This window comes from Candidatus Protofrankia datiscae, from assembly GCF_000177615.2.
Lineage (GTDB): Bacteria > Actinomycetota > Actinomycetes > Frankiales > Frankiaceae > Protofrankia > Protofrankia coriariae.
Genome location: NC_015664.1, coordinates 1 through 12355, shown reverse-complemented (window position 1 = coordinate 12355; position 12355 = coordinate 1). Strand labels below are relative to the sequence as shown.

Annotated in this window: 11 protein-coding genes; 9 read left to right on the top strand and 2 right to left on the bottom strand. The window is 67.8% G+C overall.

Annotated features, from left to right (window positions below; genetic code table 11):
* Nucleotides 1-212 precede the first annotated feature (212 nt).
* The 9 genes from FSYMDG_RS22390 to FSYMDG_RS25115 all read left to right on the top strand — a co-directional run bounded on the left by FSYMDG_RS22390 (nt 213) and on the right by FSYMDG_RS25115 (nt 6596).
* The gene (locus FSYMDG_RS22390) at nt 213-899 is read left to right on the top strand and encodes a ParA family protein (protein WP_237703193.1); all 687 of its coding nucleotides are present in this window, start codon (nt 213-215) and stop codon (nt 897-899) included.
* 305 nt (nt 900-1204) lie between these two features.
* On the top strand, nt 1205-1414 hold the full coding sequence (locus tag FSYMDG_RS22385; protein WP_013878179.1) for a hypothetical protein: 210 nt from the start codon (nt 1205-1207) through the stop codon (nt 1412-1414).
* A gap of 75 nt (nt 1415-1489) precedes the next feature.
* Nucleotides 1490-1750, top strand: coding sequence for a hypothetical protein (locus tag FSYMDG_RS22380; protein WP_013878178.1), 261 nt, complete (start codon nt 1490-1492; stop codon nt 1748-1750).
* Nucleotides 1747-2715 carry a hypothetical protein gene (locus FSYMDG_RS22375; protein ID WP_013878177.1) on the top strand — a complete coding sequence of 323 codons (969 nt, stop codon included), beginning with the start codon at nt 1747-1749 and terminating at the stop codon, nt 2713-2715. Before FSYMDG_RS22380 ends, FSYMDG_RS22375 begins: the two co-directional genes overlap by 4 nt.
* A 101-nt stretch (nt 2716-2816) precedes the next feature.
* Nucleotides 2817-3077 carry a hypothetical protein gene (locus FSYMDG_RS22370; RefSeq protein WP_043607623.1) on the top strand — a complete coding sequence of 87 codons (261 nt, stop codon included), beginning with the start codon at nt 2817-2819 and terminating at the stop codon, nt 3075-3077.
* Between the two features lie 49 nt (nt 3078-3126).
* Nucleotides 3127-3564 (top strand): single-stranded DNA-binding protein, encoded by a 438-nt coding sequence (gene ssb / locus FSYMDG_RS22365; protein ID WP_013878175.1) that lies wholly within the window; start codon nt 3127-3129, stop codon nt 3562-3564.
* A 112-nt stretch (nt 3565-3676) separates the two neighbouring features.
* Nucleotides 3677-5656: a hypothetical protein gene (locus FSYMDG_RS22360; protein ID WP_013878174.1), complete on the top strand. Its 1980-nt coding sequence runs from the start codon at nt 3677-3679 to the stop codon at nt 5654-5656.
* Nucleotides 5657-5801: 145 nt separating this feature from the next.
* Nucleotides 5802-6317, top strand: coding sequence for an RRQRL motif-containing zinc-binding protein (locus tag FSYMDG_RS29440; protein WP_283204997.1), 516 nt, complete (start codon nt 5802-5804; stop codon nt 6315-6317).
* A gap of 69 nt (nt 6318-6386) precedes the next feature.
* Nucleotides 6387-6596, top strand: a complete 210-nt coding sequence (locus tag FSYMDG_RS25115; protein WP_013878172.1) for a hypothetical protein — start codon at nt 6387-6389, stop codon at nt 6594-6596.
* 1240 nt (nt 6597-7836) lie between these two features.
* Here the strand turns inward: FSYMDG_RS25115 and FSYMDG_RS22355 are convergent.
* Nucleotides 7837-8355 carry a hypothetical protein gene (locus FSYMDG_RS22355; protein WP_013878171.1) on the bottom strand — a complete coding sequence of 173 codons (519 nt, stop codon included), beginning with the start codon at nt 8353-8355 and terminating at the stop codon, nt 7837-7839.
* The gene (locus FSYMDG_RS27635; RefSeq protein ID WP_013878170.1) at nt 8352-11981 is read right to left on the bottom strand and encodes a hypothetical protein; all 3630 of its coding nucleotides are present in this window, start codon (nt 11979-11981) and stop codon (nt 8352-8354) included. Before FSYMDG_RS27635 ends, FSYMDG_RS22355 begins: the two co-directional genes overlap by 4 nt.
* Nucleotides 11982-12355 lie beyond the last annotated feature (374 nt).

Genomic DNA, 12355 nt, shown 5'->3' with positions numbered 1-12355 from the left:
TGTTGCATCGCGAGTAGGTAAAGATCGTCTGGGACCCTCGCTGATCGCGTTCGCGTCTGCATCTACCCCACCTCCTCTACAAGTCGCATGCGATTAGTTCCAACGCTCAGAGTAGCACTGACGTTCCGGGCGCGACGGACATCCCACACTGCGTGTCGCACCTCGCGGGCGCATCCCCCTGTCCACCTCCGATGTGCGACATCAGACTGTGGATGTTCACAACACAGGGGGTGGCCCGTGCCATGCGGATACTGATCTTCGCCAGTCAGAAGGGCGGCGTCGGCAAGACGACGTCGGCCCTCAACATCACCCACTTGCTTGCCGAGACGCTCGCCGCGCGCGTGCTGCTACTGGACACCGACCCCAACGGGGACTCCGCCAGGTGGGCGGACCGTGCGCGCGCGGCCGGCGTCCAGCTCCGCTTCGACTACACCGCCGAAACCGACCCTCGACTCTTGGGGCACGTCCGCGAGGTAGCCGAGTACGACGTGATCGTTGTGGACACGCCGGGCGCCCGGGAGTCCGCCGCACTGCTTGCCGTGGTGCGTCACGCGGACGCGGTCATCCTCCCGAGTCCACCCGCGGCACTGGACCTCGCAGGACTCGCCAGAACGGTCCGAGATGTGGTCCGGCCGTCTGGAGTGCCGTTCCGGGTTCTCCTCACCCGAGTGGACCCCCGGTCGATCCCCCGGGCGGAACAGGCCCGGACCGATTTGGTGGAACAGGGGTACGGCGTGTTCAGCACGATCATCCGGAGCTACGCGGCGCACGAAGATGCCGCACTGGCCGGAGTACCCATCGGGGCCTATCGCGGCCGGTACGCCAGTGAGGCCGATCTCGACTACCGCCGGGTGACGGCGGAGGTCATCCGCGACTACGTAACGGGAGACATCAGATGACACCGCCCGGACGCCGGAAGTTCCGGGACATGCTCGCCCCGGAGTCGGAGCCGGAATCGGACGCGACACCGACTGTCGAGCCGCCCGCCGCGCCGGAGTCCGTACCGCCTACTGGACAGGCCGCGCCGGAGCCGACTCCCGCGCGGCCGGCACCCACCCGCACCCGAAGGACCCCCGTTCGCTCGCAACCAAAATCCGGACATCCAACACCGAAAGTCGAACACCGAACCTCCGACTCTCCGACTTCTGAGGTATCGTCGACTCCAGAAGCACCGACCCTGCCGGACTTGCTGAGGAGGCGACGAGTGACCGTACAGACGGAGATCCCGCGGGAGCGGGTGTCCTACTACCTGAGCAAGCCGATCATCGATGCTGTCGAGCGGCTCACCCTCGAACTGTCCCTGGAACTGGGCAAGCGCGTGACCAAGGCCGACGTCGTCGACGGACTGCTGACACTCGGGCTCGACCAGCGCGCGAAGTTGGTCCGCGAGATCAGGAAGTCGAAGGGCCTGTAACCAGACGGGCCGCGCCCGGGATTGCCCCCCGGACACGGCCCTTGACCGACCCCCTCCACAGAAGGGACCCGACCCATGACAAACCTACGACCCCCCGACCACTGCGAGGGGTGCGGCGGAGAGCTCGACCTCACCCCCGCCCCATCCGGATGCGACTACTGCATCCCCGCCAGCACGCCGGACGGCCGCTTCCACCACATGCCCGTCTCCCCCGACTCGGCCGATCTGGACTGGCTGCGCGGGATGGTTCGAGACATGGGCCGCGCGCTCGACGCGCGGGACTTCGTCCGCCTGGCCGCGCTCGTCACCGAAGCTCGCGGCGAGGTGACCCGATGAAGTTCCGTGTCGAGACGCAGAAGTACACCGACACCCACACCGTCAACGGCGAGTCCGCGCCGGTCACCCGTACCCGTCGCGTGGCCGTGCCGGTGCTCCCCCGGGACATCGACGTTATCGCCGTGCGCGGTGTCGTCGGCCTGGTGCTTGCGCTCACGTTGGTGTCCATCACGTGGTCGACGGTGTCCATCGCGCACCTGTTGAACGGCACGTGGACGGCCTACCTCGCCGGTGCGGTGTTCGACCTCGCGTGGCTCGCCACGCTCGGCATGTCGTTCATCGTCCGGTTCCGGCCCGACCGGCGCGCGACGGTGGACAAGATCGGATGGGCGTTGCTCGCGGTCACCGTGACCGCCATCGCCCTTGAGGGACTCCAGACCGGCGGTGTTGCCATGGCGTGCATCGGCGCGTCCGTCAGCATCGCGGCGAAGGTCCTGTGGTGGACCCTGAACCGCGCGACGGCCCCGGACCTGTCGCCGGACGACGCACAGTGGGTGGCTCAGCAGATCTCCCGTGCGTCCGCTCAGATGGCCGTCGCCGCGGTTCGCAGGCAGGTGGCCCGGGTGGAAGACCAGGCGACGGCGCAGATGCTCGCGATGGAGGCATCGCGACGTCCCCCCATCGGGACGGACGTCGTCGGCCTGCCCGTGGGGGAGGTGGCCACGGTGGCGGACTCCCCCACACCTCCCGTGGGACGTCAGGTCGACGTCCTGACCGAAGTCCGGCAGGTCACGGCCTTGTCCGCCCCCATGGTGGAGGACACCCCGGACGTCCCGAAGGACAACGGGACACCCCGCGGGTCCAAGGCCCGACGTGTCCGTGAGCTTGTCGCGAGCGGAGTGACCGACGTCCCCACGATCCGCGAGCGTCTCGCGGACTCCGGCGTGACGGTCGACCCCTCGCACGTCCGCCGGATCATCCGGGAGTCCCGGGCCGCGGCAAACGAGCCGAACCCGTACCTGTAGCCCCGAGCTGCCCCTTGGCAGCAGTGGAGCGGGTGACCGACCCCATCGGTCACCCGCTCCCGGAACACCCCCCGCCGTTGCACCCGGAAGGGAACTGTCCCGTGACCATTCTCGCCGTTCTCGTTCTGCTCTTGGCCGGTATCCACCTCGCGGAGCGCGCCGCGCACCTCGCCCGCGCCGTTCTCGCCACGCTCCGCCGGCCCGTCGTGGCCCTGAGCGTCGCCCTGGTCCTCATCTACGGCCGGCCGGTGCTCGCACACCCGGAGGTGGTCACGGGCGCCCTGGTGGCGATCCTGGCCGCTCTCGCTGGTGTCGCCGGACTCGTCCACCTCGCCCGTACCCGCGTGCCCCGCGTCGCCTGACCTCACCCACCCACGGCCCGATCCCCGTTTCGCAGAGAGAGGCAGCACCATGCAGGAAGCAGTGATCACCATCGCCGGGAACCTCGCCAACGACCCTGAGCTTCGGTTCACCCCGAACGGCGCGGCCGTCGCGTCGTTCGTCGTCGCCTGCACCGAGCGTCGCCGTGACCAGAACACCGGCGAGTGGTCGGACGGGGCGACGTCCTATCACCGGTGCACCGCGTGGCGGCAGACCGCGGAGAACGCGGCGGAGTCGCTGCGCAAGGGCGACAGGGTGCTCGTGGTGGGCACGCTGCGTCAGTCGTCCTGGGAGGACAAGCAGAGCGGCGAGACCCGCTACGGGTGGGACGTCCAGGTGGACGAAGTTGCCGTGTCGGTGAAGTTCCACGCGGCTCGTTCGATGCGCCCGGAGCGCTCCGGCGCGGCGGATGGCACGAGCACCACCACCCCGGGCCGCGGGACCGCGGTTCCGGCGCATCAGTCCTGATCATCCCGGTTATCCACAGACCGGACGAAACCCCTTTGCTCGGCGGGATCGGGCGCGTGACTCTCAGCAAAGAACCCACGCGCCCGACCCCTTGACCACGGGAGCACACCCCATGGCCCGACATGACCTTTCCACACGAACCCCCGCCCGGATCGTCGGGTGGCGCTGGGTCTCCGGCTCGCCGCTCGACGGAGTCCCCCGCACCGACGCCACCTGGCTTCACCCGGCAACCACCGTCATCCACCCCTCCGGCCGCGCGTACCGGTGGCAGCACCGGCCCCGGTGGCAGCGCGCCGCGCACCGCACCGGCGGCACCCTCGCGGTCCTGGGCGAGGCGTACGGGCAGATCGCGGACCCGACCCTGACCACCTCCCTGACCGCCGTCGCCGTTGCCGGTGGGCTGGCCTACGCGGGTAACCGGGCGCACCGCCGGTGGGTGCACCGCCAGCACCGGCGACGGCTCGTTCAGCCGCTGATGAAGTCGTTGTCCGGGCCGCTCCAGCTCCCGATCGGCGCGTCGGCGGACAAGTGGCTCATCGTCCCGCGGAACCCTGCCAAGCAGGGCTCCATCACCCGCGTGAACCTCCCGGACCACTGGGTGGGGGAGGAGTACCAGCAGCTTGCCGTGCACCGGCTCATCGACCGGTGGAGCAAGGCGCCGATGGAGGTCTCCCGCGTCCACCTCACCAGTGCGCCGCGGTTCATGGAGTTCATGCCCACCCCCCAGCCCCCGGACGCGGTCGAGTGGGAGTCCTCCGACGACCCGTACGTGATGCACATCGGCGCCGGTCCCGGCAAGGCGCCCGTCTACGCGCGAACCGAGACGGACGTGCCTCACCTGGCCGTGGTCGCCGGTTCCGGGAGTGGCAAAACCACCACCCTGACCGTTCCTCTCCTGCACAACCGCGAGCATGGTGCGTTGGTCGACATCATCGATCTCAAGCGTATGAGCTTCACGGAGCGGAAGCCGGAACACCCGGACGGGATCGCCGGTGACCCGACCCGTCCGTCTCGGACCGTGTCCGGGGTGCGGATTCACACGACGATTGAGGGAGCAATTCGCGCGCTGGCGGAATTCATCGCATCGGCTACCGCCGTCGCGCTGATGCAGCAGGAGGGGTATTCCACGGAGGACATTCCTGCCCGCGTGCTCATCATCGACGAATTCGGCTCGTTCGCCGGGGGCGCCAAGCAGTGGTGGGCCGGCCCCGGTAAGCAGAAGAAGCAAAGCCCGGTCCCCTTCTGGCTTTACGTCACCCTAATGCAGGGGCGCGCGTTGGAACACCGGGTGGTGCTCGGCGCCCACCAATTGGCGCTCAAGCTATTCGGTGACACGGGGTCCGACGCTCGGGACCTGTTCTCCGGCCGGATACTCACCGGGACATGCTCCGCTCAGAAGTGGATAACCACATACGGCCATGTGAAGAAGCCCGCGTGGGACGCGAGTATCAAGGGGCGCGGCACCTACGGCCCACTCGGTGAAAGGCCGGATCTCTTCCAAGTCGCCTACGTCCATCCGGCCAGCGCGAACGCTCGACTCCGCGCGCTTCCCGAGGCGCCGGAGTGGTTCGACGCTGGCCGGTGCGCCCCGTGGATTACGGAGGAGCACATTCGGGAAGTCGAAAGCTCCTACGGTGCCGGCCGGTGGGTCCGCGAGTGGGAGCACCTGTTCGCCGAAGACGACGAAGAAGGGCAGGAGGAAGACGCACAGCCGGCCGCGAGTGGCTCGCTTCCCGCGGCAGAGGGGTGGGTGCCGGACGTCACCGTGGGTGGCTGGACCCCGGACGTAACGGACTACGTGACGGTCACGCACGCGGACTCGACAGGGGACCCGTCCACCGACGATGACCGTGACACCCCGGCCGCTGTCACGGTCCAGCCCGTGACAGCGGACACCGACGGTGACGGCACGGCGGAGCGGATCACCCTCCCCGATGCGTGCCGGACAGGCGTGATCCCGCTCAAGCCGGGAACGGCCCGCGCGGCGAGAATGCGTGACCCGAAATTCCCAAAGGGGCAGGGAGAAGGGCGAGACCAGACCTACACGCCGGAAGAGCTTCAGGCGTGGTACGCGAACCGGATCGCCCAATAGTCGAGCGGAACCCTGACCCCGTTCCGCTCGATTGGTCCGGCAACAGCGGTTCCCCGAAAGGCGGCATCGGAAAACCCACACCGTGCGTCATCTGCCACCGTCCCGCAATCGTCCGGGCGCCGAACGGCTCCCCCTGCCACAAGACATGCGCCGAACAGCGCCCGGACATGCACGATCAGCTCAACGCCGGGAACCAACCCCGGACACGGCGACGCACATCAGATGCGACACAGCCGGAAGCGCGAACCCAATTCCTGTGACAGACCCGGGAGGGCACCCCGTGATCCGATTCCTGGACCCGGACGGAACCCGATACGGCATTCCCACCTGGCCGTGGGGCATGGCGCCATCGGGGCTCTACACCCGGACTCAGCTCCGGGAAATCGGATTCCGGCCCACCTCTCCGGGGGGCCCTGCCGGACAACTGATGTGGCGCTCCCAACGCGCGGACGCTGGCGGGATTCGGACCGCGCTTCTCTATCCGATCGGCCAGACGGTCCAGCGGACCACCGCAACCCCTCGACAGATGGCCGCACTCGACCGCGCGCACGCCGCACGGAAGACGTGCCCCGACTGTCACCGGAACGTCGGATACACGATCCCAACCCATCTCGGAGCCTGCCTTGACTGCACATCGCCTCAGGCAAAAAATGCTGCCTGAGCAGTAGAACAAGATAAGATCACAGCAGCCCCGGAACCCGCAAAACCGCATTCGCTCAAGGAGGAAAACATGAAGATCCCCGGCTTCTCAACTCGCGCGGACGGTAAGACCCGGTCGAACCTCATCTCCAACCCTGCGACGGGACAGGACAGGTCCGCAGTGAAGGCCGTTCGCCGCGCGCTCGGCGCGGTCACGGAGTGCCCCACCTGCGGTGGCGTTGGCTCCATCGGTAAGGGCGGCCACTGCGCGGATGACTGGCACAAGAACTGCGGCCACTGAGTCAGCCCGCGAGACCCAACACCCCGGCTGGTTTCCTCTCCAGTCGGGGGTGTTCTGCGTCCGGGGCCGCGCACCCTCGACGGCCACGCACCCTCGACGGCCGCGCACCCTCGACGGCCGCGCACCCTCGACGGCCGCGCACCCTCGACGGCCGCGCACCCTCGACGGCCGACGATGTCCACGTGGACATGTCCATGGACATCCACCCCGGAACGCCTGCTACGCCGGGGGATACGCCACCACCGGCACCGATGTGGACATGTCCATGGACACCAGCTCCGCCACCTCACCGGCCTGCCCGGACTACCGCCACCGGACCTTCGGCCCGGCGTCGGGCACGTCGACGGCCAGGACCACGGCGAGGTGGCCCGGACTCGCAGGCGAGGTGGCCACCGTGAACCACGGAGAGTGACTAGCGCGCGAGGTGGCAAACGGCGCCGAAGCGGCCGGAGCGGGGCCCGAACCCGTTCCGAACCCGTTCCGAACCCGTTCCGAACCTCTCCAGACCCGTTCCGAACCTTGCGATCACCTTGCACACCAGCGTTCCGAACCTTCCGAACGTTCCGAACCGCATGTGAGTGCGCGCGGAAATTCTCCCCAGCGTGAGGGGGCTCAGGCCGCGCGCGGATCGACGGAGAGTGACCGACACCCCAGCGCGCCACAGCTCGACCACCCCGAATCGCCGCTACGGTACCCACGCGGCCCGTAGTGGCAAGATCTCCACTCTCCGGTGTCATCTATCCAACTGGACGTCATCCGCCGCCTACGTGGCACATGGGCACCCTCGGCGCGGCCGGCACCCTCGGCGCGGCCGGCACCCTCGGCGCGGCCGGCACCCTCGGCGCAGTCCGCCATCCGAACATCCGAAGTCAGATGTAGAAAGACGGATGTCGATAGTCGGACGTCCACAGTCGGATGTCCATCAATGCGCGCCGAAGGAAACGCCAAACAATAGGCGCCATGAGTGCGCGCTGGAAACGTCAAACAATCACCCAAAGAATGTGCCATGAATGCTCAGCATGAATGGCGCCGGAATGTCGGGGGGAATTCTTTCGCTGCGCTCAAGAATGCTGGCCCCGTGCAAGCGCAGCGCCGCACTAATGCTCCCGCAGGGGGCCAGCCCTATAGTGAGTCGTATTAACAGAGGGTGCGCGGCCGTCGAGGGTGCGCGGCGGAGGGGAGGGGACACACGCGAGACCCCCCGGCGGTCCGTGATCGCCGGGGGGTCTCGCGTGTGCTGTCAGTACTGGAGGTCGAGCCGCTCGAAGCTCTTCACCTCAAGGAAGCTTTCGGCCCCGTACTGCTGCATCAGCGCACGGCTGAACGCACCCCCGGCTTCCCCGTAGTCGCCACGCTCAAGGGCATCGGCGGCAGCATTCGCACCCCCGAAGGGTGCGAGATCCTGCCCCCGGGTACCGGCCCCCTTGCTGTTGCTCTTGACGTTCACAGCCGCTTTCCAGCCGATGACCATCGGCTTACGCAACTTGTCCGCTGCCGCGCGCCGCTTCAACGCTTCCAGCACGCGAGTATCCTGCGGCCCCTTGCGCCCGCCGCGGGTTTGGCCGCTACCTCCCGTGACGAGCTTCCGGTATCGCTGTGCCGTTCGCATTGCTGACGCGCGCTTGATGGCTCCTCCGTTGGTCAAGTCGAGCGCTTCGACGATTTCGCGATTCGACTTCCCCTCTTCCACGAGGGAACGGAACCCGTCGCGCCAGTCGAACGAGTCCGCGAACTTCTGCATTTCCTCTTCGGGAGTCATCGCCCTACCGCCTTACGCAGTGCGCCGAATACGTCGTCCGCGCCGGAGTTCAGGATCTCGATTATGTCGGGGGCGAGTTCGCCGTACGCTTCGCGCTTCCACTTGCCCAACTGGCCGGACACCACCATCCCACCCGGGATGTCGTCCGGCGATGAAGCCGTGAAATACGCCGCATCCTTGAATAGCGCGAATGGGGTCCGCCCGGATGTCTCCCGGACCTTGTCGAGCGAGCGTGCCTGATTCCCCGCGGCGCGGTCCCGAACGTGTGCGCGCCAATCCGGCCGGAACAGCGGTGTCGCGTTGTACTGCTCCGACGCGAGCCACCCCCCGAGGAACGTGGCGTACATCGCCTTTACCGCGGCCAGTGCCGCCAGGTCGACGCTCGCGGTTCCGGTGGCGAGGTACGCCCGCGCGTCACGTGTGGCCCGGTACCACCTGTCCAACCACGGGTGCCCGTCCGTCCAGACCAGCCCCTCATCGACGCTTCGGACGAGTCCGCGATCAGCGAGGTATCGAGCGCCCGGGGCGGAGTACCAGTCATCCCCGTGTGCCACGAACGGCGCCACGTCGCCCGCTTCGGGTGCGACGGTCAGCCGGTAGTACGCCGGAGCTTTCGGCGAGATGATGACCCGCTCCGCGAGGTGGATCGGCCTTCCGGTGCCGAGCGGGATCGCTCCCGCGGCAGCGAGGTACTGCCCGTTGACGTCGTACCTGACAAGGAACCGTGCGGCCCGCTCTTCCGGGGTGAGCGGCCTGTACCACGTCGCCCGGGGGGTCGGAACAGGGTGGGAGATGTCCCCGATCCGCTCATCCGGGGGAAGCCGCCGAGGTGCACGCCCTTGCACCATCCGGAACAGGCGGTAGCCGGTGAGCCCCCGCCCCTCGCCCCAGACGAGACCCGGGCCGCCGGAGCCGGGTGCACCCTTGCTCGGGAACGCGGACCCGATTCGCGCGGCCACGTCGCCGATGAACGTGTCATCGGTCGGACCCTCCCACTCGACTTCCGCGAGTGTCCGGCGGAGCGACTCCAAGCCGGCCGGCGTCAGCTCCGGTGCCGTCCAAGCGGCCGGAGCTGGTGCGGCCGGAGCTGGTGCGGCCGGAGCTGGTGCGGCCGGAGCTGGTGCGGCCGGAGCTGGTGGCTCGCATGACGGATGCGCTTGGACGTAGGCGCCAGTGGCATCGACGTAGACGCCGTCTCCCGGGACGTGGGGTGCCATCGGCTCACCGCACCCGAGGCATGGGCCGGTCGACACCTCCCCATTCGCGGCCATCGCGGCCTGTTCCGGGGTGAGTCCGAGTGCGTCCAAGGGAAGGGCGGACGGGTAGCTCATCCCGTGCTGCTCCGCCGACGCGAGTTCGGCCAAAGCTGGGTCCGGCGTCGGAGTGTCATCGCCACCGCCGGAGTCATCACCGTCTTGGTCACGACCTCCACTGTTGTTGGGCGCGTCGTCGTCATCGTCGGTCCACGCCATGATTCGGTGAAGGTCGAGAGACAGCGTCTTCTCCCGCCTCCCGTCCCAGATCGCAGCCACCCATGCTTTTTCGGAGTGGAGTAGGCCGTCTTTCGCGAGAATCCGCCGGAGTTCGGAAGCGTGAGGCATCGGCCAGTCGGTCGTGCCTGCGATGAGTTCGCAGAGTTCCGGCCACTCGGCAACCCGAACCCGCCAGGAGCCGGTGGGGAAATCGTTTTGAACTCGACCCGTGGCACCTTCCACGCGCCGGTGAATTGCCCCGAACGCCTTACCCGACGCTCGCCACAGGGACCCAGCTTCGGTGCTGTCATCGCTCGGACGTATCGGCGTAGCTATCCACCCAAAATCGTCCGAGTGATAGTCGGGAACATGCGGCGGGATAGCCGCACCTGTCGCATCCCGCATCGGACCGGAAAGGTGCATCGAACCGGCTTTCAGAAGCTTTCGAACACCTTTCACGAACAGAGTCACATAGTCGCGTGCGGCCTGCCGGTCTCCCACCATCCCGCATCGGGACGCCTGACGCGCCAGGATCTCCCGCACCGTCGCTTCGGCCTGCGCCACAAGGTGCCCGGTCGGGCCGAACCCGGAACGCTCGACAGCGTCTGTGAACAGGAGCGCGCCGGTCAGCATCGCCGCGCCGTTGTCCCATGCTCTGTTGTGGCCTACCCGTGGCCACCTGTCCATCGTGTCGAGTGCGCGCGCGTGTGCCCGTATCGGCATGTCGATGTCGGCCAGGACGTCGCGGATCATTCGCGCGTAGGCGCGCCGGACCGCAGTGACGTTCTGCGGCTCCTGTAGGAACGACAGGATGTCGATATTGACGGGCCCATCCATCCAAACAATGAGGAGCCGTGCCGCTTCTGAACCGTGCTGATCCACGTAAGGGAGTTCCTCCATCGTGAAATGGAGGCAGCATCGTGGATATAGGCCAGGGTTCAGCCCGTTACCCTCGCGGCGCCCCTTCTGTCCGCCGGACTGGTCAGCCATCTTGTCCGCGATAGCCGAAGCGGTAATCCAGTCTGCTCGGACTTCCGAGGCGGTTTGGTTTCCTGGGAACAGGTCGTCGACCGTCGCGGTACCGGAGCCGTAGTGGTAGAGCGTACGTTCCGCGCCTACCTTCGACGACGCGGCGTGCCGCATCTTCACCGTCGGGATGTGCGCACGGGCGCGGGTGGGCATGAAGCCCCGGGACTGCGCCGCGTTTATCAACCCGGACACGGCGCTTTTCCGTGATCCGGTTGTTCCGACGATTGCTGTGGCGAGGTGACGCAGGCCAGAGAGCCCCGCCCACGGGCCGTAACCGAGCTGGGCGAGGTGCACCCACCCGATAGCCGGATCGTCATGCAGCGACAGGAACAGCAACATCACGGCCACGTCATCGGCATAGGTCTCATCGGTTGACGGTTCCCCGATGCCGAGCACACGGAAAGCCTCTGCTTCCGCAATGTCCGGGTGCAGCATCGCGTACACCGTGTCATCGACACCGTCTCTGGTGAGTGCCGGTGCGCCATACCGGGTGTAGACCCACTCGCCCGATGGACGGCGTAGCGGCCCCTGAACGGCGTACGCCTGCCGGAGTTCGCCTCGCATCTGGACCGTGAACCCCATGGCCCGGACGGCTTCTCCGACCGCTTGCGGGCCCCGGGCTCCAATGAGTCCGCCGATACCGAGTGCGTGCGGCCACTGTGGCTCGCGTGTACGCATGTCCCGGTCGGTTACCTCGACTTCCCGCGGCTCAGCCCCGGGCGGTGTGTACCGCGTATGGAAGAGCGTCTCTACGATCTTTCCGGGGGCACGTTCCCGGTCGACATCACGGAGTTCTGTTTTTCCCGTGACCTCCATAGTCCCGGGGGCAATCTGGTATTCCTCCTGCTCTTTGTTCACCGCGAACAGGCCCGTTTCGCGCTGAAAGTAGGTGCGACCGTTCAGGGTGTGGCGTCCGCCGACCGGTGGGGCATCGTGGGAGACGTTCGCGAGGTGGGGACGGGTGCGACCGGCGACGCTCTTGCTCTCGCCGCTCCGGCCCGCTCCGACCTTGCGTGACGTCGTGCGTGGCGAGGTGGGGCTGTCATCGTCCGCGGGTGGCTCGACAGGGTCCGGCGCACCGTCCATCGCGGCGAGGAGACGCGGGTCCTCCGCGGGGGCCGTCACTGGCCCACCTCGCCGGAGCTGGTACCCCGAACGGGGTGGGTGTCGTGGTGAGTTTCCCGGGACTCCGTCCGGGTGTCAGGCGCAGACGCGCGCGCGACCGTACGATTGGTGTGCACGTAGCACTCCAGTTCTCGTGAAGGGGTTCGGGGGTGTCCGGCCCGGGTGTTGCCAGCACCCGGGCCGCTTGCGTTTCAGGGCATCACGCCGCCCGCTCTCCGTCCCCCGCCTGCTGACGGGTTCGGGGTCGCCTGTCCTTGGCGCCCTGCGGACGGCCTGTGCGTCGGGGGGTGTAGTCCGCGACGTCGACGCCGGCCGCGTACGCGAGAGCGGCACGGATCACGAGACACGATGAAGCGTCCGCCGCCACATCAAGC

Excerpts from the sequence above, each read along its gene's own strand:
- FSYMDG_RS22390 (WP_237703193.1), top strand. The coding sequence starts at position 213 with ATGTTCACAACACAGGGGGTGGCCCGTGCCATGCGGATACTGATCTTC.
- FSYMDG_RS22380 (WP_013878178.1), top strand. The coding sequence starts at position 1,490 with ATGACAAACCTACGACCCCCCGACCACTGCGAGGGGTGCGGCGGAGAG.
- FSYMDG_RS22375 (WP_013878177.1), top strand. The coding sequence starts at position 1,747 with ATGAAGTTCCGTGTCGAGACGCAGAAGTACACCGACACCCACACCGTC.
- ssb (WP_013878175.1), top strand. The coding sequence starts at position 3,127 with ATGCAGGAAGCAGTGATCACCATCGCCGGGAACCTCGCCAACGACCCT.
- FSYMDG_RS22360 (WP_013878174.1), top strand. The coding sequence starts at position 3,677 with ATGGCCCGACATGACCTTTCCACACGAACCCCCGCCCGGATCGTCGGG.
- FSYMDG_RS29440 (WP_283204997.1), top strand. The coding sequence starts at position 5,802 with ATGCGCCGAACAGCGCCCGGACATGCACGATCAGCTCAACGCCGGGAA.
- FSYMDG_RS25115 (WP_013878172.1), top strand. The coding sequence starts at position 6,387 with ATGAAGATCCCCGGCTTCTCAACTCGCGCGGACGGTAAGACCCGGTCG.
- FSYMDG_RS22355 (WP_013878171.1), bottom strand. The coding sequence starts at position 8,355 with ATGACTCCCGAAGAGGAAATGCAGAAGTTCGCGGACTCGTTCGACTGG.